The 20,097-nt window shown below is 72.1% G+C and carries 16 protein-coding genes and 2 pseudogenes; 8 read left to right on the top strand and 10 right to left on the bottom strand.

The window, feature by feature from the left end:
* Position 1: 1 nt before the first annotated feature.
* The 4 genes and pseudogenes from ACIGZJ_RS23025 to ACIGZJ_RS23010 all read right to left on the bottom strand — a co-directional run.
* A pseudogene (locus ACIGZJ_RS23025) lies at positions 2 to 79 on the bottom strand (IS5/IS1182 family transposase); the annotation flags it as partial.
* 155 nt (positions 80 to 234) lie between these two features.
* On the bottom strand, positions 235 to 1,440 hold the full coding sequence (locus ACIGZJ_RS23020) for a cytochrome P450 (protein WP_396458969.1): 1,206 nt from the start codon (positions 1,438 to 1,440) through the stop codon (positions 235 to 237).
* Between the two features lie 91 nt (positions 1,441 to 1,531).
* Positions 1,532 to 1,750 carry a ferredoxin gene (locus ACIGZJ_RS23015; protein WP_396458968.1) on the bottom strand — a complete coding sequence of 73 codons (219 nt, stop codon included), beginning with the start codon at positions 1,748 to 1,750 and terminating at the stop codon, positions 1,532 to 1,534.
* 218 nt (positions 1,751 to 1,968) lie between these two features.
* Positions 1,969 to 2,223: pseudogene (locus ACIGZJ_RS23010) on the bottom strand (ATP-dependent DNA ligase); the annotation flags it as partial.
* Between the two features lie 212 nt (positions 2,224 to 2,435).
* On the opposite strand from ACIGZJ_RS23010, the gene ACIGZJ_RS23005 reads away from it, so the two are divergent.
* Positions 2,436 to 3,155, top strand: a complete 720-nt coding sequence (locus ACIGZJ_RS23005; protein ID WP_396458967.1) for an FAD-dependent monooxygenase — start codon at positions 2,436 to 2,438, stop codon at positions 3,153 to 3,155.
* An 80-nt stretch (positions 3,156 to 3,235) separates the two neighbouring features.
* Here ACIGZJ_RS23005 and ACIGZJ_RS23000 read toward each other — a convergent pair whose 3' ends face one another.
* Entirely contained in the window at positions 3,236 to 4,183 is a 948-nt protein-coding gene (locus ACIGZJ_RS23000; RefSeq protein WP_396458966.1) for a SecDF P1 head subdomain-containing protein, read from the bottom strand.
* Between the two features lie 120 nt (positions 4,184 to 4,303).
* The gene (locus ACIGZJ_RS22995) at positions 4,304 to 4,942 is read right to left on the bottom strand and encodes a response regulator (RefSeq protein WP_396459030.1); all 639 of its coding nucleotides are present in this window, start codon (positions 4,940 to 4,942) and stop codon (positions 4,304 to 4,306) included.
* Positions 4,943 to 5,187: 245 nt separating this feature from the next.
* Here ACIGZJ_RS22995 and ACIGZJ_RS22990 point away from each other — a divergent pair, with 245 nt between their 5' ends.
* Both ACIGZJ_RS22990 and ACIGZJ_RS22985 read left to right on the top strand, forming a co-directional pair.
* Positions 5,188 to 7,227, top strand: coding sequence for an ATP-binding cassette domain-containing protein (locus tag ACIGZJ_RS22990; protein WP_396458965.1), 2,040 nt, complete (start codon positions 5,188 to 5,190; stop codon positions 7,225 to 7,227).
* A 1,125-nt stretch (positions 7,228 to 8,352) separates the two neighbouring features.
* Positions 8,353 to 9,000, top strand: coding sequence for a response regulator transcription factor (locus tag ACIGZJ_RS22985; RefSeq protein WP_396458964.1), 648 nt, complete (start codon positions 8,353 to 8,355; stop codon positions 8,998 to 9,000).
* Here the strand turns inward: ACIGZJ_RS22985 and ACIGZJ_RS22980 are convergent.
* A complete protein-coding gene (locus tag ACIGZJ_RS22980) occupies positions 8,992 to 9,804 on the bottom strand; it encodes a BTAD domain-containing putative transcriptional regulator (RefSeq protein WP_396458963.1) in 813 nt (270 codons plus the stop codon). The genes ACIGZJ_RS22985 and ACIGZJ_RS22980 overlap by 9 nt on opposite strands.
* A 300-nt stretch (positions 9,805 to 10,104) precedes the next feature.
* Here ACIGZJ_RS22980 and ACIGZJ_RS22975 point away from each other — a divergent pair, with 300 nt between their 5' ends.
* A complete protein-coding gene (locus ACIGZJ_RS22975; protein WP_396458962.1) occupies positions 10,105 to 12,183 on the top strand; it encodes a GTP-binding protein in 2,079 nt (692 codons plus the stop codon).
* A gap of 637 nt (positions 12,184 to 12,820) precedes the next feature.
* On the opposite strand, the gene ACIGZJ_RS22970 is transcribed toward ACIGZJ_RS22975, so the two are convergent.
* From ACIGZJ_RS22970 to ACIGZJ_RS22960, 3 genes are all read right to left on the bottom strand, one after another.
* A complete protein-coding gene (locus tag ACIGZJ_RS22970) occupies positions 12,821 to 14,527 on the bottom strand; it encodes an FAD-dependent oxidoreductase (protein WP_396458961.1) in 1,707 nt (568 codons plus the stop codon).
* The gene (locus tag ACIGZJ_RS22965; RefSeq protein ID WP_396458960.1) at positions 14,520 to 15,458 is read right to left on the bottom strand and encodes an aromatase/cyclase; all 939 of its coding nucleotides are present in this window, start codon (positions 15,456 to 15,458) and stop codon (positions 14,520 to 14,522) included. The genes ACIGZJ_RS22970 and ACIGZJ_RS22965 overlap by 8 nt, the downstream gene beginning before the upstream one ends.
* 98 nt (positions 15,459 to 15,556) lie before the next feature.
* Positions 15,557 to 16,342, bottom strand: coding sequence for an SDR family NAD(P)-dependent oxidoreductase (locus tag ACIGZJ_RS22960; protein WP_396458959.1), 786 nt, complete (start codon positions 16,340 to 16,342; stop codon positions 15,557 to 15,559).
* Between the two features lie 176 nt (positions 16,343 to 16,518).
* Between ACIGZJ_RS22960 and ACIGZJ_RS22955 the strand changes: the two genes are divergently transcribed.
* The 4 genes from ACIGZJ_RS22955 to ACIGZJ_RS22940 all read left to right on the top strand — a co-directional run bounded on the left by ACIGZJ_RS22955 (position 16,519) and on the right by ACIGZJ_RS22940 (position 19,966).
* Positions 16,519 to 16,938 carry a nuclear transport factor 2 family protein gene (locus tag ACIGZJ_RS22955; RefSeq protein ID WP_387951874.1) on the top strand — a complete coding sequence of 140 codons (420 nt, stop codon included), beginning with the start codon at positions 16,519 to 16,521 and terminating at the stop codon, positions 16,936 to 16,938.
* A gap of 27 nt (positions 16,939 to 16,965) precedes the next feature.
* Positions 16,966 to 18,531: a class I adenylate-forming enzyme family protein gene (locus ACIGZJ_RS22950; RefSeq protein WP_396458958.1), complete on the top strand. Its 1,566-nt coding sequence runs from the start codon at positions 16,966 to 16,968 to the stop codon at positions 18,529 to 18,531.
* 91 nt (positions 18,532 to 18,622) lie between these two features.
* Positions 18,623 to 18,913: an antibiotic biosynthesis monooxygenase family protein gene (locus ACIGZJ_RS22945; protein ID WP_387951870.1), complete on the top strand. Its 291-nt coding sequence runs from the start codon at positions 18,623 to 18,625 to the stop codon at positions 18,911 to 18,913.
* Between the two features lie 12 nt (positions 18,914 to 18,925).
* Complete coding sequence (locus ACIGZJ_RS22940; RefSeq protein WP_396458957.1) at positions 18,926 to 19,966, top strand: methyltransferase; 1,041 nt, start codon at positions 18,926 to 18,928, stop codon at positions 19,964 to 19,966.
* Positions 19,967 to 20,097: the final 131 nt, after the last annotated feature.

The following is a 20,097-nucleotide window of genomic DNA, read 5'->3' as shown; positions in this document are numbered from 1 at the left end:
CGGCGAGGTTGTGCAGGTGGGCGACGGCCTGCACCGCGTGGTGCAGGCCGTCGCCCTTCTGTCGGCAGTCGCGGAGGATGAGCGGTCGCAACCCGATACGACCAGCACGGATGCGTCTACCTCGGCACCGTCACCGCAGCCGCTCTCGTCAGCCGGCTCCGCACGTGATCGCCCGGACTGCTCCCGCCCAGGTTCCGTCCGGCACTCCGGTGGGGGTTCTCCATTGGGCCCCTCTCACCAGGTGACGGGCAGTGACCGCATGCCGTAGATGAACGAATCGGTACGGAACTCGCGCTCGCCGGCCAGCCGCAGCCCCGGCAGCCGGCGGAACAGCGTCTCCAGGGCGATCTGGAGTTCGGCGCGGGCAAGCGGCTGGCCCAGGCACTGGTGTACGCCGAAGCCGAACGCCAGGTGCCGCCGGGCGTCCCGGTCCAGGTCCAGCTCGTCCGTCGCCCGATGGCCGGCGCCGCCGAACACCGCCTCGTCCCGGTTGGCGGTGGAGAGCATCGCTATCACGCCCTCCCCGGCCCGGACGGTGACGCCGCCCAGCTCCACGTCCTCCAGCGCCACCCGGGGCAAGCCGGTGTGCACGATGGTCAGCAGCCGCAACAGCTCCTCCACCGCGCCCGGCAGGGTGGCCGGGTCGGCCAGGCCGGGGATCTGCTCGGGGTGCTCCAGCAGCAGCGCGGTCGACAGCGAGATCATGTTCGCGGTCGTCTCGTGCCCGGCGATCAGCAGCAGCACGGCCGTGCCGGCCACGTCGTCCGGGGTCAGGTCGTCCCGCGCCGCGAGTCGGCTAAGGACGTCGTCCTCCGGCTGTGCGCGCTTGCGGGCCGTCAGGTCGCGCAGGTAGGCCCGGACCTCCTCCTGGGCCTCCCGGAGCTGCTCCACGGTGCTCTCCTGGCTGAGCATCGTACGGCTCAGGCTCTGGAAGCGGTCGTGGTCCTCGTACGGCACGCCGAGCAGCAGGCAGATCACCAGTGAGGGCACCGGCAGCGCGAAGTCGGTGACCAGGTCGGCCATGGTCCGGCCCGCGGTCATCCGGTCCAGTACCTCGTCCACGATCCGCTGGATCTCCGGGCGCAGCGCCTCCACCCGCTTGACCAGGAATTCCCCGGTGATCATGCGGCGCTGGCGGGCGTGCTCGGGGTCGTCGAGCCGCAGGAAGTCCGGATTGTCGGTGATCAGCCCGCGAGCGCCGGCGACCAGCAGCGGGAAGGCCGGGTGGCGTATGTCGGCACTGAACCGGCGGTCGGACAGCACGGTGCGGACCTCGGCGAAGCCGGTGACCAGCCAGCAGAGGTCGCCGTCGGGCAGCTCGGCCCTGGTCACCGGCCCGGTGGCGGCGGCCTCGGAGTACTCGGGCGGCGGGCCGAACGGGCAGCCCCCGGAGTGCCGGGCCGGCAGTGGGAGGACGGGGGTGGTGGGTGCGGTGGTCAAGGCGGGGGTCTCCTCACGTCGCGGGTGTTCTCGTGGGGTTCGGGGCCCGGGAGGGTTCCCGGCGGCCTGCGGGGCCGGCGGCGGGGGTCCGTCAGGCCCCGGTCCGCACGGGCTCGTCCCCGGTGACGGTGATCGCCCGGCCCGGGCAGAGCTCGGAGGCGAGTCTGACCTCGTCGAACTGCTCGGGCAGCAGCACGGCCTGACGTAGCCTCACGAGACTGTCCCGGTCGTCCTGGTCGAAGACCGCGGGGGCGTTCGTCACGCACATGCCGGAGCTGCAGCAACGGTCCCGGTCGACGCTCACCTGCATGTCGGGCACCTTTCGCCAGGGCGGCGCCGGCTGCCCGGCGGCCGCCTCTCGTTGTCACGGTCAACCTAGCCGCCGCTGGTCCGTTCACGGAGGGATACGGTGGCCGGATCGAGAATGGCCGATTCGGCCCCTGTGCGTGAACCCCCATTGCGGCGCCATGCGTTTCACCCCGCGGCACTTCGCCGGACGGGTCGGCGGACCCGGCCGCGCGAACGGCCTCACAACCCTTCGGCGGTGGCCAACTCCCCTACGGAGGCCACCGTGTCGGCCTCGGCGGCGCTCTTGTCCGGCCGGTAGCGCACCACCCGGGCGAACCGCAGGGCCAGCCCGGCGGGGTGGCCGGGGCTGCGCCGGAGGCCGTCGAAGCCGACCTCGACGACCAGTTCCGGCCGGACCAGCACCGCCCGGACCAGCGCCGCCCGGGCGTCCCGCCCGGTCTCCCGGGCGGGCAACTCGGCGGTCTGCCAGGCGAGGCGACCGCCACGGGCCGACCCTGGCAGCCGCTTCCGATCCTGCTCCCGGGACGGGTCGCTTGTGGGAGATCCGCCGCCTGGGAGGCCGAATTGGCCTGGACGCGGCGGACCATCGCCGGGATCCGCGACGGCAGCCTGTTCTGGCCCAAGGTCGAACAGACCGAACAGGGATGGACCTGGTCCGCCCCCACGTCCACGGAGGGAACCACCCGATGACCGAGGTGCCGATCGTCGGAGCCGGCCCGGCCGGACTGTTACTCGCGAGCGAACTCCGACTCGCCGGCGTCGACACGGTCGTCGTCGAACGCCACGCGCAGCGGCCGGACTTCTGCCGGGGCTTCAACCTCAACGCCCGCTCCCTGGACCTGCTGGCGCGGCGCGGCCTCGCCAAGAGGCTCATCGACGAGGGTTGGCAAGTGCCGCACGCCGCGTTCTCCGGCCCGCCGGTGACGCTCGCCCTCCCCGGCACGCACACCGACCACCCGTACTCGCTGGGCATCCCGCAGACCCGGGTCGAGGAGATACTCGAGGCGCACGCCCTCGACCTGGGGGCCGACATCCGACGCGGACACGAACTGCGCGTGCTGGAACAGGATTCCGAATCCGTCACTGCCACCGTCACCACCGGCGGCCGCGAGTACCGCGTCCGCGCCGCGTACCTGGTCGGCTGCGACGGCGGCCGAAGCACCGTCCGCAAACAGGCCGGCATCGACTTCCCCGGTACCGCGGCGACCCGCTTCTCCCTGCTCGGCGTCACCGCGACCTGCCCAGACCATCCCGAACTCGCGGCCATCCTCCTGCGGCCGGACGGGCACACCGCATGGCTGCGCACCGCCGGTCACGACCAGGCCGACGGGCTCCACCAGGCGCTGCAACACTGGCACGGCCCGGCCGCACCGGCCCACGCCGCGTTCGCGGAAACGGCCCACTAGCGAGCCGGGTGCTGCCACCGTCGTGTGCGGTCGGCGGATCGGAGCGGGGTGGGACCGGAGCAGCCCCTCGGACCGGTGGTTCAGGGGGTTGAGGTTGTCGTCGAGGGTTGGAAGGTGGCGGGGAGGCTGCCCTGGGTGAGGGTGGCGGCGAGGTCCCGGGCCTCGTCCTCGTTGTAGGTTCCGCTGATGACGACCTCGCCCCCGGTGATCGCCTGCATGACGGCCGGGTGTGAGACGACCGTGCCGTCCAGCAGGATGGCGATCTGGTTGGCCGGGTCGGGCTGCTGGGCCAGCTTGCCCGTCACCTCGGTGAAGGCCGCCGCGCCCTTCTGGTTGAAGGAGAGGTTGACCTGCCAGCCCCGGTTGGACTGGCTGTCGAACTCCGCCGCGGCCTTGGTGACATCGGCACCGCGAACCGCGAGCGGTCCGAGGGCCAGCTTCATGGCGACCGGTTCGGTCGTGGAGACCGAGCCGCAGACCACCAGCGCGGCCGCCGGATCGGTCGGCGCGGTCAGGGCCTGTGCGGTGGCGCCACAGGTCAGAGCGGTGAACCGGGAGGCGAGGTCGGGCGGCACCGTCCCGGTCGGCAACTGGTCCGGCCCGCCGATCGGTTGGGCGGTGGCGGCGGGCGCGAGCGCGAGGACCGGGCGGAACTCCAGCACGGCCTGTCGGCCCAGGGCGACCAGACGGTCGGCGGCGACCGGGCCCGCGACCGAGAGCCGCAACCCGCCGGGCACCGGCGACACCTGGGCGTCCGACAGACCGCGCGCCTTGGCCCGGCCGAGCAACAGCTCGCCGGAGCGCGTGAGTTGCGCCTCGTCCAGCTGGTGGTCGGGGGTGAACACGGCCACCGTGCGGATGGCCGAGGAACTCGAGGCCGACGACGCCGCGGGGGTCGACTGTGCCGGCTCGGGCGTCGCCTTGTCGGCGGAGCAGGCGGTGACCGCCGCACCGGCGAAGGCGAGGACGACCGTCGCGGTCAGTACCCGGAAGGACTTTCGGCCGGCCCGCGGAGTAGCGATTCCCATGCCGTGAGTCTCCAGCGGGCCGGTCCCCGGTCGCTGGAGACCGCCGATCACGTGACGCAACCGTGACATGTACCTCCCTGGCGGGGATGGAAGAGCTGCCCGGGTCGCCCTGCCACGAGGTCACCGGGGCGGACGGGTCACCGGGACGAGACCGGACTGGTAGGCGATGGCGACCAGTTGGGCGCGGTCGCGGGCGTCGAGCTTGGCCATGGCGCGATGGACGTGGGTCCGCACGGTGAAGGGGCTCACGTACATCCGCTCGGCGATCTCCTCGTTGGTCAGGCCGGTGGCCGCCATGGCCATCACCTCGCGCTCGCGGGCGGTGAGGGCCGACAGCCGCTGCGGCGCGTCGGGGGCGGCGGGCTCGGGCCGGGCGAGAAGTTGGTCGATCACCGCGCGGGTGGCGGCGGGCGAGAGCAGGGCCTCGCCCGCCGCGACCGTCCGCAGCGCCGCGAGCAGCTCCTTCGGGTCGGCGCCCTTGCCGAGGAAGCCGCCGGCGCCCGCCCGCAGCGCCTGGGCCACGTACTCGTCGATCTCGAAGGTGGTGAGGATGAGCACCCGGGTACCCGCGAGGTCCTCGTCCCCGCAGATCGCGGCCGTCGCGGAGAGCCCGTCCACGCCGGGCATCCGGATGTCCATCAGGACCACGTCGGGCCGGGTGGCCCGGGCGAGTTCGACGGCCTCGCGGCCGTCGGCGGCCTCCCCCACCACCTCCATGTCCTCGGCCGCGTCGATGAGCACCCGGAACGCACCGCGCAGGGCCCTGTCCGGCCGATCTTGCCGGACAGGGCCTAAGCGCGGGCTCCCCGGACCCAGCGCACGGCCTCCCCGGACGCCGCCCTGTTGCCCGGCCCTTCCGTCGGTCCTCGGGTCGGCCCCGCGAATTCCCCGCTCGCCGATGAATCACACGTTCGAGTGGCGTCACGGCGACACGCCCGGCGAGCCCGCCGGAGACCGGCATCATCATCCCTCCGAGGCCCCAACAACCCGTGAGGAGACACCCGTTGACCACCACGACAACCAGCCAGAACGATAAACCGACGGACTCCGGGGACCACACCGAGGAGGTGGCCTGGAGCTACCAGGGCGACACCAGCGGCCAGGCGGCGGCCGCGATGACGCCCGCCCGGATGGCGCGTCGGCTGCCCCAGCTGATCGCCCGTTCCTTCGCTCCGGCCTGGCGGCTGGACCGCGGTTCGGTCCTCGCCCTGCTGGCCTGCCAGATCGTCTCCGGCGTGCTCGGCGCGTTCGGACTGTTCGCGACGACCGGCACGATCACCGCTCTGGTGGGCTCCGGCGACGTGTCCGGCCGGATGTGGGACGCGGCGCCCTCGGTCCTGCTGATCGCCGCGTCCGCGGGCCTGCGGGCGCTGCTGGGCATCGTGATCACCTGGCTGTCGCACCGCCTGTCGCCGAAGATCTCCCGCGAGTCCGAGCTCCGGCTCGCGGCGGCGACGATGAACGCCGAGCTCTCCGCCTACGACACCTCCGGGTTCCAGGACCGGTGGGACGCCGCCGACCGGGGCGCCGAGGTGTCCCAGGAGATCCTCGGCCAGGCCCAGAACGTGATCGCCGCCGCCGCGTCGCTCGTCGCCGCGGCGAGCGTGGCCGGCATCCTGCACCCGCTGCTGCTACCGCTGCTGCTCCTGGCCGCGCTGCCGCAGGGCATCGCCTCGATCAAGGTGGCCCGGCTGCAGTACCTGGCGATGCTCGACACCTTCGCCGACCGGCGCGTGCTGGGCCTCATGCGCTGGTTCATGGCCGACAAGGCGTGCGCGGACGCGATCCGCGCCGACACCATGGCGCCGGTCCTGCTGGACCGCTACGCGCGGGCCGGGGCCAAGGTCGACCGGCGCACCAACGAGGCGGCGTGGACGTCGCTGCGGGTCTCCCTTGCCTGGGCACTGGTCGCCGGGGCCGGCGGCGCGCTGGTCTGGGGCGCGCTGGTCTGGCTGCTGGCCACCGGCCGGATGTCCGTCGTGTCGGCCGGCACCGCGGTGTTCGCGCTGGTGGCGGCCGGGAACGCCCTGCGGGGTGTGGTCGGCGAGGGGACCACGCTGTTCCGCACCGGCATGTACCTGGACGACTGGTCGACATTCCTGGACGAGGCGGGCGGCCACCGCCTCGACCGCGGGCGGACCGCCCCGGCAGCGCCGGACCGAATCGAGGTGCGTGGGGTCGGCTACCGCTACCCGGAGACCGACGCCACGGCACTGGAGGACGTCGACTTCACCATCCGGCGGGGTGAGATCGTCGCCGTCGTCGGCGTCAACGGCTCGGGCAAGTCCACCCTGATGCGGCTGCTGACCGCCCTGTACCTGCCCACTGTGGGCACCGTCCGGTGGGACGGCACGGACACCCGGGACCTGGACCCGCACGCCGCATGGAGACATGTCGCCGTCACCACCCAGGAGTTCGCCCGCTGGCCGATGAACGCCGCCGACAACGTCCACCTCGGCCAGCCGGTGGACGACCCGGCCGCCCTGGACCGCGCGGCGGCGGCCACCGGCGCCGACGAGGTCGTCGCCGAGCTGCGCAGCGGCTGGCGGACCTTGCTGTCGAAGAAGTGGTGGGGAGGCGTGGAGCTCAGCTCCGGTCAGTGGCAGCGCCTTGCCGTGGCCCGCTCCTTCTACCGGCCGGCCGCGCTCATGATCCTGGACGAGCCGACCTCCGACCTCGACCCGCGCGCCGAACACCGGATCCTCCGGAACCTGCGCGCACTCGCCCGCAGTCGGGCGATCGTGCTGGTCACCCACAACCTGATCAACACCGCCGTGGCCGACCGGATCGTGGTCCTCCACAAGGGCCGCATCATCCAGGAGGGCACCTTCCCCCAGCTCACCACCACCGAGGGTGCGTTCCGCGAGATGTGGCTCATGCAGCACGACCGCGGCGACCACGCCGACCCCGCCAACCCCGGCGACCACGGCATCCCGGTCCAGACCACCGGCAGGGCCCGCACCGAACGCGTCGACACCAAGCACACCGGCGCCGAAGGGGCGGACAGCAGAGGGGAGAGCACCAGGGCAGACAGCCCCGGGTAAGGGCCGGCCGCCCGGCCAGGGCACGTCGGCATCAGGCCGTCGGCGGATGTCACCTGTGCGCTACCCCCGAGACCGGGGCCACCTCGTCGGTGCAGCCACACTCGGAGCAGGCCCCGGACAGTCGGCCTACCCGCCGACCGGCGGCGGCCGACCGTCGCGAAGTGGCCATCAGGGCCAACATGTGTGCCCACAAGGGCAGTTCAGGAGGCGATCGGCCCGCGCCCCGCAAGCTCGGCCGTCACCTGCCGACGCACTGGCGGCAGTCGGCAGCCCTCCACTCCGGCCACCGGGGCCGGAGTGGGCGTTCTGATCATTTAGCGTCACCTTCCCCGTTTGCACACGCGTCAATCACCCGTGGAGGTCAATCCTCGGCCCGCACCTCCGCTCTGTTTACGGAGAGCGAAACCATCCCGTGATCTCACCCCCGCCCAGGCGGCGAAAAAGCGCTCTTGGGATGGCCCTGACGGTCGGTTAGGTTCTCCTTATGGCACGTCGTAACGACGGGCCCGGCACCGCCGCCGCGTCGGACCGCATTGACCGACTGCCCCTGCGGCCCGCCGGGTCCGGAACTGCGGCCGCCCTACGGCAAAGCGGCCCGTCGGCCGCCGACAACCACGCCATTAACCCACTGAAATCATCCACCAACCGACGATCGGGAGAAAATGATCGGCTGGCGATCCCGGCTTGACGGCCGGCCCCGCACCCGTCCGGCGGCCCCCGCCGTGCGGACCGGTGCCGCCGCCCGAGCGGGCTCAAACCATCCGGCACCACAGGCGGCACCTGCGGAGTCCCAGGTTCCGCCGGGCCTCTCGCGGCCCGCCCGCCGCGGCGGCGGGGCCCGTACCCCCGGGCGACGCGACGGGGCTTCACCACCGTCCGGAAATCGGACGGCACCGCGGCCGAAATGACGGACGGGCCTCACCGCCGCCGGTCGAAACCGACGGGCCCCCCGGGTGAGGACGGCCGCATGACAACAGTCGGGACCGACATCTCACCGCGCCCGACATCACCAGAATACGGCCGCACCGGGTGGCACCGGGAAACGGCTTCCGCGGCACATTCCGCGGCGGTCGCGAACGGCTCCCACAACCGGGAAAACCGCGCCTGTTACCCACGGGACTTATCGTGACACTGCTGAAGACCCGCACATCGATCCTCGTCGTCGAAAGAAATTCTCTGCTGCGCAAGGGCTTGCACGCACTCTTCTCCGCCGAGTCCGATCTGGTCGTCCACGCGACCGTGAGCGACGTGACCGAGGCCTTGGACGTGCTGTCGGAGCACCGCATCGACGTGGTGCTGTACGGGGCGAGCGAGTCCCTCGCCGCCGCCGAACACGACCTGGTCCGGCTCCTGGACCGGGGCGCCCCCTGTCGGGTGGCCGTGCTGAGCAAGCACGAGCGACCCGGCGAGGTGGAGATGTACCTCAGCTCCGGAGTGAGCGCCTATCTGCCCGAGGACGTGGCCGGCGACTGCCTGGTGTCCGTGGTCCGGGGGCTGGCCACCAACCGGGACCGGGTGTACATCATGGCCTCACGGTCCGGCCTCGGCCTGGCGGCCGGCCAGCGTGGTACCCAACTCTCCTCCCGGGAAAGGGAGATCATGGGACTGGTGGCGAACGGCCTGAGCAACTCCGCGATCGCCTGCCGCCTCAGCATCGCCCCGGGCACCGTCAAACGACACCTGAGGAACGTCTTCGTCAAACTCAACGCCGTCTCCCGGATCGACGCCGTCAACAAGGCCAGGGCCGCCGCGCTACTGGTGCCGTTATGCTGAGCGCGCCGTTCGGCCGTGCTCCATCACCGGCGGCAGCGCGCCCGCCCGACGCGGCTCCCGCAGCTGCACGACGCCGCTGAGCAGGTCGTTGTGCAGGTCCCGCAGCGGTTGCGAGGGATCGATGCCCAGGTCGTCGTTGAGCTTGCGGTAGAGCGAGCGGTAGACCTGCAGTGCCTCGCTGCGCCGCCCGGTCAGGTCGAGCGCGAGCATGAGCTGCTCGTGGAACCACTCGTTGAGCGGGTGGTGCAGGGTCAGTGACCGAAGCTCCGGGATGAGCTCCCGGTGCCGGCCGATCTGCTGGTCTGCCAGGATGCGGTTCTCCAGCGCCCGCAGGCGCATCTCCTCCAGGACCGCCACGTGGCCCGCCAGCGTGCCGCCGACGGGTATGTCCGCCAGGGCGGAGCCGCGCCACAGCCGCAGCGCCTGGCGCAGCCGGTCCGCCGCCGCCTCGGGGTGCCCGTCCGCCAGCAGGCGGGCGCCCTCGAGGTGCAGCCGCTCGAACTCCTGGGCATCGAGCTCCTCCTCGCCCAACAGCAGCAGGTAGCCCGGCGCCTTGGTGAGGATGAAGTCGCGGCCCTCCGCCCGGCAGAGCTTGCGCAGTTGGTAGATATAGGTCTGCGCGGTGGTCACCACCGTCCGCGGGGGGCTGTCGCCCCAGATCTCCTCGATGATGACGCCGAGATCGACGATCCGATTCGCGTGCAACAGCAGGATCGCCAGCGTCCACCGGACCTTCAGTGCGCTCGGTGTGCAGTGAATTCCCGAATCGAGGACTTCGAGCGGGCCTAGAACATTGAACCTCATGACGCCTCCGATTTCGCCGAGATTATCGCTCGACCCATATATATCCACTCTTCGATCAAGCCCTCAAGGGGACTGCGCGCAAGGTGGCACCTCCGCTATTCCAAGGCGTCCGGCGCAGTTGTTCCGAAGGGAATACTCCCCCGCCGATCGACCCCCGCCGATCGGCGGACCCACCGTCAAGTGCTGTTAGACTGGAGCACGTTGGACCCATGTCTCGATCCGAGGAGAATGACGTGCCCCGAAAGATCCGTGTTGCTCCGGTTATGCAAGAGAAGACCGAAGAACTAGGGGAAGCACGTCATGTCAAGCGTGAACATCGGAATCCTGGCCCATGTCGACGCCGGTAAGACCAGCCTGACCGAGCGGCTGCTGTACTCGGCCGGCGTCATCGACCGGATCGGCAGCGTCGATCGCGGCGACACCCAGACCGACTCCCACGAGATGGAGCGGCAGCGCGGCATCACCATCCGGTCGGCGGTGGTGTCCTTCACCGTCGGCGACGTGAAGGTCAACCTCATCGACACTCCCGGCCACCCGGACTTCATCTCCGAGGTGGAGCGGGCCCTTGGCGTGCTCGACGGAGTGGTGCTGGTCGTCTCGGCGGTGGAGGGCGTCCAGGCCCAGACCCGTCTGCTGATGCGCACCCTGGTCAAGATGGGGATGCCGGTGATCCTCTTCGTCAACAAGATCGACCGGATGGGCGCCCGCTACGACGACCTGCTGGAGGAGATCCGCTCCGAACTCACACCGACCATCGTGCCGATGACCAGGGTGGATCGAATCGGAACACCGCAGGCCCGCGCCGTGGCCCGCCGGATCGCGACCGGAAGCCTCGGACTCTCCACCGGCCCGGGCGAATTGCGGGACGGACTCGGAGAGCTTCAGGGCGCACCCGGAGAGTTGCGGGACGGACCCGGAGAGCTGCCGGACGACTTCGCCACCGACCTGGCCGACGCACTGGCCGATCACGGCGACGCCTTCCTGGCGCGCTACCTCGACGACGAGGCGGCGCTCACCGCACAGGACTACACCACCGAGCTCGCCCGGCAGACCCGGCTGGCACAGCTGTACCCGGTGTTCTTCGGCTCGGCCGTGGCCGGCGCCGGCATCACCGAACTGATGAACGGAATCACCAGCCTGTTTCCGGTCAATCACGGAGGCGCCGAAGGCTCACCGCGTGGCACGGTGTTCAAAATCGAACGCGGCTGGGCCGGTGAGAAGGTCGCCTACGTGCGGCTGCACTCGGGTGTGCTGGGGCCCCGGAGCAAGGTGTCGATCCACCGCCGGGACCAGCACGGCGCCCTCGTCGAGCTGCCCGGCCGGACGACCGTGGTCGAGGTCTTCGACCAGGGCTCCGCGGTGATCGAGGCCGAGGCCGGCGCCGGGGACATCGCCAAGGTCTGGGGCCTCAAGGGCATCCGGATCGGCGACCAGCTCGGCAGCGCCGAGGGGCTGGGCGACCGGCACCTCTTCGCACCGCCGAGCCTGGAGACCGTGGTCCGGGCCACCAGGTCCGGCGCGACGCCCGAACTGTACGAGGCGCTCCTGCAGTTGGCCGACCAGGATCCGTTCATCAACGTCCGCAAGAACGACGAGGAGCAGGAGGTGTCGGTCTCCCTCTACGGCGAGGTCCAGAAGGAGGTCATCAAGGCGACGCTCGCCGACGACTACAAGCTGGACGTGGTCTTCGAGGGCAGCCGGATCATCTGTGTGGAGCGGCCGGTCGGGGTCGGCGAGTGGGTGGAGGAGATCGACTACCGGAGCAAGACCTTCTTCTGGGCCACGGTCGGGCTGCGGGTGGAGCCCGGGGCGCTCGGCTCGGGGGTCGTCTTCCAGCGGTCTGTCGAACTGGGCTCGCTCCCGCACGCCTTCCACAAGGCGGTCGAGGAGGCGGTGCGTTCGACGCTCCACCAGGGCCTGCACGGTTGGGAGGTGCTCGACATCCTGGTGACGCTGACGCACAGCGGGTTCGCCAGCCCGGTCAGCGCGGCGGGGGACTTCCGCAAGCTGACGCCGCTGGTCCTGATGAACGCGCTCAAGCAGGCGGGAACGCAGGTGTTCGAGCCGGTGAACAGGTTCGAACTGGAGGTACCGGCCGAGAACGCCAGCACCGCCCTGTTGAACCTCGTGGAGTGCACCGGCACGCCGGAGACGACGAAGGCGCAGGGCACCACCTGCCTGGTGGAGGGCACCATCCCGGCCCGCACGGTACAGGAGTTCGAACAGCGGCTGCCGGGGCTGAGCCAGGGTGAGGGCGTTCTGCTCACCCGGTTCCACGGCTTCCAGCCGGCCGTCGGCGCGACCCCGAGCCGCCGCCGGACGGACACCAACCCGCTGGACCGCAAGGAGTACATGCTGCGGGCGTTCGGCCGGATCTGACCTTACGGCCGCCGCCGGACAGCAGGGCCGGAAAGCACGGACAGGTCCCGATCACCGATGGTGATCGGGACCTGTCCCGTTCGGGCGTCCTGTACATCTGCCGCAACCCGGGCCGTCCGGGCCGTGCACCGCTCGGGGCGGCCCGCGTCCGGCCGACCGGCCTGCACCCTTCGTCCAACCTGCTCCCGCGCCAACGATTTTGGCGGGCGGTGCCGGAGCCGTGAATCCGCCCGGCGCGGGGGTGTACCCGGATTGCCCGGCGCGATCCCTGGAAAATTCCCGCCGGCGCCCCGGGAAATGGCCGGGGCCACCGTGCGTAATGCTCCCGGAACGCAGCGAACGCCGGAACGCACGGAACGCCGGAACCCACGGAACGCACGGAACTCCGAGCGCAGGTATGCGAATGACGGGTACGGACCGAAGACACCCGCCCCGATGAACCGCGCTCCGGCCCCGGCGGGCAAGTTCGTCACCCCACCATGGCCACCGACCATAGCGGCCGGCGAAACACGGCGAGGATTGGAGCATTCCCGGGCGTCGGCCGACACAGGCGTTGCGGCGGCACAATGTGACCAGGGACACGATGTCACCGGCAGCGCAATGTGGTCGGCGGCCGATCCCATCGAATGGCCGCCGGTCAATGAGGCGCAGGGGCGACCCCTTCCGGCAGCAGCGCGCAGGCCCGCAGCACCTCGGGGATCCGGTCCGGGCCGCGGTCGCGGGCGGCGAGATAGCCGTCCGGCCGGATCAGCAGGAACTCCCCGGGTACCAGGCCCAGCGAACGGCGCAGACTGCCGTCCGCGTCGGGCAGCACGCCCGGACCGTCACCGCCGGCCGGCGCACCAGGAGCATCACCGTCGGCCAGCAACCGGACGGAGACGGCGGCGCCGAACGAACGCTCCACCTCCGCCAGGACCTCCCGGTAGGCGTCAAGCCCGGCCGCGGGCGCACCGGCCCCCAGAACACCGTCTCCGGGCACGCAGGCCAGCAACGTCCAACGGGGATCGGTCAGTTCGGCCCGGAGCCCACCCCAGTCGACCCCTCCGGACGCCGGCCCGGCAGCCCCGGGCACCCGCTCGCCCGGCCTGATCCCACCGGTGCCACCGGTGCCACCGGAAGCGCCGGCAGCACCGGTCGACAGGGTGAGCGGGCTGTCCCGATAGGCCAGCGCCAACCCGCAGAACCCGCGGATCATCCTGCCCTCGATCCGGCGCCGCAGCGGCGGGACCGCGCGCAGCACGGCGGTGCCGACGGTGAGCAGCGCCGGCGCCAGTGCGGTGCGCAGCGAGACCAGCGCGGTGGCGGTCCGGGTGGAGCGCAGCAGCACAGCGCCGGTCGGCACCCGCTCCGCGTCGTAGCTGTCGAGCAGTTCGGGCCCGGCGTGGCCGCGGACGACGTCGGCGAGCTTCCAGGCGAGGTTGTAGGCGTCCTGGAGTCCGCTGTTCATGCCCTGACCGGAGGCGGGGCTGTGGACGTGCGCGGCGTCCCCGGCGAGGAAGCAGCGGCCGGAGCGCATCCGGGTGATCTGCCGCTGCTGCACGGTGAACACCGAGAGCCAGCTGGGCGCGCCGACCTCGACCGGTCGGCCGAGGGCCCGGCCGATCTTGGCGGCGAGCCGGCGCCGGACCAGTTCGGGGTCGTCGGCCCCGGCGACGTCCACGGTGTCCACGACGCGCCACTTGCCCCGCTCGGGGAAGGGCACCAGCAGCAGGGTCCCGGGGTCGGTGTGCAACAGGTGGTTGCTGTCCGGTGCCAGGTCGGCGTCGAGGGTGACGTCGGCGTTGAGCCACTCCTGGGTCGAGTCCCCGACCAGCCGCATGCCGAGCTGGCGGCGGACGGTGCTGCGGCCGCCGTCCGCGCCGACCAGCCAGGGCACCGTCGCCTCCTCGACCCGCCCGTCGGGGTGGCGCAGGGTGACCTCGACCGCGTCGGGCCCGGGCCGGACGGCGGTCAGTTCGACGCCCCACTCGATGTCGACGCCGTGCCGGGCGGTGCGCTCGCGCAGCACCCGTTCGGTCACCACCTGGTCCACCATCAGGCTGAAGGGGTAACGGGTGGGCAGTGTCTCGTAGTTGGTGTCGAAACGGACCAGGGTGCGGCCCCGGCGGTGCATGGTGAAGTGGGTGACCCGTCGACCCAGGGGCAGCAGTGCGTCGAGCGCCCCCATCTGGTCGAGCACCTCCATGGTCCGGGCGTGCACGGCGAGTGCCCGGCTGCTGGTGGCCGGGCCGGCGGCGGCGTCGATCAGCCGCACCCGCACGCCGCGGCGGGCGAGTTCGTGTGCCGCGGTGAGCCCGACCGGGCCGGCGCCCGCGACCAGGACGGTCGGCGGTCGGTCAGCCATGGCGCTCCTCGGCGAAGCGCTTGGCCAGCGCCAGGGTGGCGCGGCTGTTGCCGCCCGCGGCCTGGCGGATGAACGCGCGGGCGGAGGCGATGGTCGCGTCGGGGCCGAGCACGTCGGGGATGGCCTCCGGGTTGAGGACGACGGCGTGCCAGGAGGTCACCCGGACCCCGTGTCCGGTCTCCTCGAAGGACCACCGACCGGTGTGCGCGGACATCATCGAGGGTGTGCGCAGCTGCTTGTAGGCGATGCCCGCCCCGGGGAAGCAGATGCGGATCGACTCGGTGGTGTGCTCGGAGCCGTCCGCGGTGCGGGTGTCCATCGACATGTGCTGGATGCCGGGGGTGTCCTCGCGCAGGTCGAGGCGGGCCACGTGGGGCAGTCGACTCGGCCATTCGGCGGCCTCGTTGAGGAATCCGTAGATCGTCTCCAGCGGGGCGTCGACCAGTACCGAGTCCTCGAACTCGAACTCCAGGCGGGCCAGTTGGGCCCAGCTCTCGGCGAGGGTCTTGATGTTGCCGAGTTCGGTGCGGCTGTTGCGGTCGGTGGCCCGGGTGATCCACTCGACGCCCTGCGGGTCGTCGTCGACGGCGGTGAACTCGTGGGTGAGGGTCAGGGTGGAGCCGCCGGGCCGCTCGCGGACCTGCCACTCCCCCGCCATCGAGGCGACCGGGGGCGAGGAGACCTCCTGGCGGAAGCGGATCCGCCGCAGGCCGCGGTCCAGTTCGCGGCGCGAGGTCCACTGTGCGACCTCGCCGTTGGCGCCGGCCCAGATCCGCAGCCGCTCGACGCCCGCCGCAAGTTCCGCGTGTTCCACGTGCAGGGTGGGTCCGAACCGCCGGGGCCACGCCTTGGCGTCGGCGATGACGGCGTAGACGACGTCGGCGGGGGCGTCCACGTCGATGTCGTGGGTGGTGTGCTCGGTGCGGGTCATTCGTCGACCACCTTCCGTCGCGGGTTCTCTCGTGGGGTTCAGTCAGTGGGAAAGCCGGATTGCCGGAAAGCCGGAACTTCAGGGAGCCTGACGAAGCGTCAGTAGATTCCGAGGCCGCCGCAGACGTTGATCGCCTGGGCGGTGACGGAGGCGGCCGCGGGCGTGGTCAGGTACTCGACCATGCCCGCCACCTCGTCCGCGGTGGAGTAGCGGCCGAGCGGGATCTTCTGCTCGAACCGGTTGAGCACGTCCTCCTCGCTGGTCTCCCAGGTGGCGGCGTACGCCTGGCGGACCCGGACGGCCATCGGCGTCTCGACGTAGCCGGGGCAGACCGCGTTGACCGTGGTGCCGGTGACGGCGAGCTCCTTGGCCAGGGCCTTGGTGAACCCGATGACGCCGGCCTTGGACGCCGAGTAGGGGGCGCCGAGCGGGACGCCCTGCTTGCCGCCGGTGGAGGCCACGGTGATGATCCGCCCGTGGCCGGCCTGCTCCATGCCGCCGGTGGTGAGCACCTCCCGGGTGACCCGGAAGACGCTGGTGAGGTTGGTGTCGATCACGTCGTTCCAGAGCTCGTCGGTGATGGCGGAGGTGACGCCGCCGCCGTTGCGCCCGGCGTTGTTGACCAGCACGGTGATCGGGCCGAACCGGTCCACCGCGGCCCGCACGACCCGTTCGACGTCATGCTGGGCGCGGACGTCGGCCGCGACGCCGTCCACGTCGAGCCCCTCGGCGCGCAGCCGCTCGACCGTCTCGGCGACGTCCTTCCCGGTGCGGGCGCAGAGGAAGACGCGCAGGCCGCGCCGTGCCAGCCGGACGGTGGCGGCCAGTCCGATCCCGCTGGTGGCCCCGGTCACCAGGGCGACCCCGGTTGTCTCGCTGCTCATCGCATCAGCCTCCGCTTCAGAGTCCGGGGCCCGTTCGGCGCCCCTGGGCCCGACCCTGCACCGCGGGCTTCGAATCCCGTTGGAGCGGGCCCGCACGGAACGCGCTCGACCGGGATTCGAAACGGGGCTGGGAACGTCGCCCTACCGATCCCGAACAACCCGAGGAGGCCCCGCAGATGCCCGGAACGCTCTACGAGGAGGTCCAGCACTTCTACGGCCGGCAGATGCGCCACCTGGACGAGGGCGCGGTCACGGAGTGGGCCGCGACCTTCACCGAGGACGGCGTCTTCGCCGCCAACGCCCGGCCGCACCCGCAGGAGGGCCGGGCGAGCATCGAGCAGGGCGCCCGGGAGGCCTCGGCGCGCCTGGCCGCCTCGGGCGTCCAGCACCGGCACTGGCTCGGCATGCTGGAGGTCGCCGAGCAGCCGGACGGCAGTGTGCTCGCCAAGACCTACGCGCTGATCGTCGCGACGCCCAAGGGCGGTGCCGCCGCGGTGCACCTCAGCTGCAGCTGCGAGGACCTGCTGGTGCGGGAGGCCGGGGAGCTGAAGGTCCGGCACCGCCAGGTGTACCGGGACGACCTTCCGGCCGTCTGAGAGGAACCCGACGTGCCCATCCCAGACGTGTCCATCCCATCCGACAGTGCCCCATCGGACAGTACGACCTTCGGTGCCCCGCTGGACACCGTGGCGGAGCTGATCGGCGGCCCCAGGATCGACGACCTGCTCCGGCGCTCGGCCCGGCGGGCACCGCGGCACCCGGCGCTGGTCGCCGAGGGCCTGGTGCTCGACTACGCGGGTCTGGACGGGCGGGTGTCCCGCTGCGCCGAGGCGCTGCGCGGCGCGTTCGGCGGCCCCCGGACGGTGATCGCGATCGCCGCCGAGCTCACCGCGGAGTTCGCCGTCACCTTCCTGGGGATCTCCCGCTCCGGCAACACCAGCGCCATGTTCAACCCGCTGATCTCGGACGACACCCTGGTGCACGTGCTGAACGCGTCCGGGGCACGGGCGGCGGTGCTGTCGCCCGCGATGCACCGCCGGCTCGCGGCGGTGAGGCATCGGATCCCGGCGCTGGAGCACATCGTGGTGACCGCCGACGCGGGGGACGGCACTCCCGTGCTCGACGCGCTGCCGCGGGCCGCCGTCCCGGGCGGCGAGGAGGTGGAGACCGCCTGCCTGCAGTTCACCAGCGGGACGACCGGCGCGCCGAAGACGGTGCGGCTGAGCCACCGCAACCTGCTGGTGAACGCCGCGCAGTCGGCGTACGCGCACCGGCTTGAGGCGGACGCGGTCTCGCTCAACAACCTGCCGTCGTTCCACCTCATGCACCTGAACACCGCGCTCGCGGTCGGCGCGACCCATGTGCTCTGCCCCGAGCAGGACCAGGAGGCGATGGTGGAGCTGGCCGGTGTCTGGCGGGCCACCCACCTGTACAGCCTCCCGGTGCGGCTGTCCCGGCTGGCCGGGGACCTGCGGCTGCCGGCGCTGCGGATCCCCTCGCTGCGGGCGGTGCTGTCCGGGGGCTCCGCGCTGCCGCCGCGCACCACGGCGGCGCTGTCGGAGCACTTCGGGGTCCCGGTGGTCCAGGGCTACGGCCTCGCCGAGACCTCGCCCTCCACCCACTTCGACCTGCTGGACCGGCCGACCACCGGATCCTGCGGCCCCCCGGTGGCCGGGACGGCCTGCCGGATCGTGGACGTGCAGACCGGCGCGGTCCTTCCGGTGGGCGAGAAGGGCGAGATCCAGGTCAAGGGGCCGCAGCTGATGCTGGGCTACCTCGGCGACGGCCACCCCGCGGTGCCCGCGGACGGCTGGTTCAGCACCGGTGACGTCGGGCGGATCGACGAGGAGGGCCGACTGGCCGTCGTCGACCGGATCAAGGACGTCTTCAAGTGCGACAACTGGCTCGTGTCGCCGACCGAGATCGAGCGGGTGCTGATGCGGCACCCGGCGGTCGCCGACTGCGTGGTCTTCGACCACCCCGACGAGCTGAGCGGCGCCGTCGCCGTCGGCCTCGTCGTCCCGAGGGGCCCGGACGTCGACCCGGCCGCGCTGGCCGAGTTCGCCAACGCCCAACTGCCCTACTACGAGCACCTGCGGCACCTGCGGCTGGTGGAGGGCATCCCGCGCTCCGCCACCGGCAAGGTGCAGCGGCGCGATCTGCGCGACTGGGTACCCGGCCGCTCCTGACCCGGCACCAGGCGTCAACCTGCAACAACCGCTCAGCCACCCAACCCGCTCAACCGGCCGATCAACCGATCAACCAGCCTGGAGGAACACCGTGTTCACCTTCATCAACCGTTTCACCGTCACCGGTGACGTCGCCGAGTTCGAGACCCTCGTCAAGGAGATCACCGAGCACATGAGCGCCCAGCCCGGGTTCCGCTCGCACCGCCTGTACCGCTCGGCCGCCAACGCCCTGGTGTACGTGGAGACCGCCGAGTGGGACGACGCGGCCTCGCACAAGCTGGCCACCGCCGACCCGGCGTTCCGCTCCCGGGTCGGCAAGGTGATGGCGCTGGCCCAGGCCGAGCCGGCCCCGTTCGACCTGATCGCGCAGCACGGCGCCTGAGGAGAGCAGAAGATGACGACGACTGGCGAAACCATTCCGCAGGCGGTGATCCGGCTGCGCGAGCTCGCGCTCGGTGCGGCCGGCGCCGCCTCCGTCCGCGCGGCGGCCCGGCTGGGCCTGGCCGACGCGCTCGGCGAGGAGCCCGCGACCGTGGCCGATCTGGCCCGGGCCGTGGACGCCGACCCGGACGCGTTGCAGCGGCTGCTGCGCTCGCTGACCTGCTACGGCGTGTTCGCCGAGCAGGCCGACGGCCGGTACGCGCACACCGACACCTCCCGGCTGCTGCGGGAGGACACCGACCGGACCCTCAAGCACATGGTGCTCTGGGGCACCGAGCCGTGGACCTGGGAGCTGTGGGGGCACCTCGACGAGGCCGTCCGCACCGGCAAGGCCGTCTTCCCCGAGCTGCACGGCATGGACTTCTTCGACCACCTCCACGACCAGGCGCCGGAGTCGGCCGCGGTCTTCGACAAGGCGATGACCCAGTCCAGCCGGCTCTCCGCCCTCGCCCTCGCCGACCGGCTCGACCTCAGCGGGGTCGCCACGGTGGTGGACATCGCCGGCGGTCAGGGGCACGTCCTCGCCACGCTGCTGGAGCGCAACCCGGGGCTGCGCGGCACCCTGCTGGACCTGCCCGAGGTGGTGGCGGGAGCCGACCCGCGGCTGCGGCCCGGCGGCGCGCTCGCCGACCGCGCGACGCTGCTGGCCGGCGACTGCCGCCGGGAGATCCCGGTCTCGGCCGAGGTCTACCTGCTCAAGAACATCCTGGAGTGGGACGACGAGAGCACCGTCCTGACCCTGCGCAACGTGGTGGCGGCGGCCTCGCCGGGCAGCCGGGTCATCGTGGTCGAGAACCTGGTGGACGGCAGCCCCGAGATCCGGTTCACCACCGCGATGGACCTGCTGCTGCTGCTCAACGTCGGCGGCCGCAAGCACACCAAGGCGGGGCTGGTCGCGCTCGTCGAGGAGGCCGGTCTGCAGCCGGTCGAGGTCCGCCCGGTCAACTCCTACCTGGACCTGGTGGAGAGCGTCGTCCCCGGCAGGGAGGGCTGACCGCCGCGTCCCGGCGGTACGGCGGGGGGGGGGGGCCGGGCGGCCCCCCGGGGGGGGGGCGCGCCCGCCCGCGCCGCCCGCGCCCCCCCGGGGCGGCGGGGCCCGCCCCCCCGCCCGGGGGGCGCGCGCGG

Origin of the sequence: Kitasatospora sp. NPDC052868 (assembly GCF_044547105.1) — a bacterium.
Taxonomy (GTDB): Bacteria; Actinomycetota; Actinomycetes; order Streptomycetales; family Streptomycetaceae; genus Kitasatospora.
This window is presented reverse-complemented; position numbering and strand designations above follow the sequence as displayed.

Excerpts from the sequence above, each read along its gene's own strand:
- ACIGZJ_RS23015 (WP_396458968.1), bottom strand. The coding sequence starts at position 1,750 with ATGCAGGTGAGCGTCGACCGGGACCGTTGCTGCAGCTCCGGCATGTGC.
- ACIGZJ_RS23005 (WP_396458967.1), top strand. The coding sequence starts at position 2,436 with ATGACCGAGGTGCCGATCGTCGGAGCCGGCCCGGCCGGACTGTTACTC.
- ACIGZJ_RS23000 (WP_396458966.1), bottom strand. The coding sequence starts at position 4,183 with ATGGGAATCGCTACTCCGCGGGCCGGCCGAAAGTCCTTCCGGGTACTG.
- ACIGZJ_RS22980 (WP_396458963.1), bottom strand. The coding sequence starts at position 9,804 with ATGAGGTTCAATGTTCTAGGCCCGCTCGAAGTCCTCGATTCGGGAATT.
- ACIGZJ_RS22975 (WP_396458962.1), top strand. The coding sequence starts at position 10,105 with ATGTCAAGCGTGAACATCGGAATCCTGGCCCATGTCGACGCCGGTAAG.
- ACIGZJ_RS22970 (WP_396458961.1), bottom strand. The coding sequence starts at position 14,527 with ATGGCTGACCGACCGCCGACCGTCCTGGTCGCGGGCGCCGGCCCGGTC.
- ACIGZJ_RS22965 (WP_396458960.1), bottom strand. The coding sequence starts at position 15,458 with ATGACCCGCACCGAGCACACCACCCACGACATCGACGTGGACGCCCCC.
- ACIGZJ_RS22960 (WP_396458959.1), bottom strand. The coding sequence starts at position 16,342 with ATGAGCAGCGAGACAACCGGGGTCGCCCTGGTGACCGGGGCCACCAGC.
- ACIGZJ_RS22955 (WP_387951874.1), top strand. The coding sequence starts at position 16,519 with ATGCCCGGAACGCTCTACGAGGAGGTCCAGCACTTCTACGGCCGGCAG.
- ACIGZJ_RS22940 (WP_396458957.1), top strand. The coding sequence starts at position 18,926 with ATGACGACGACTGGCGAAACCATTCCGCAGGCGGTGATCCGGCTGCGC.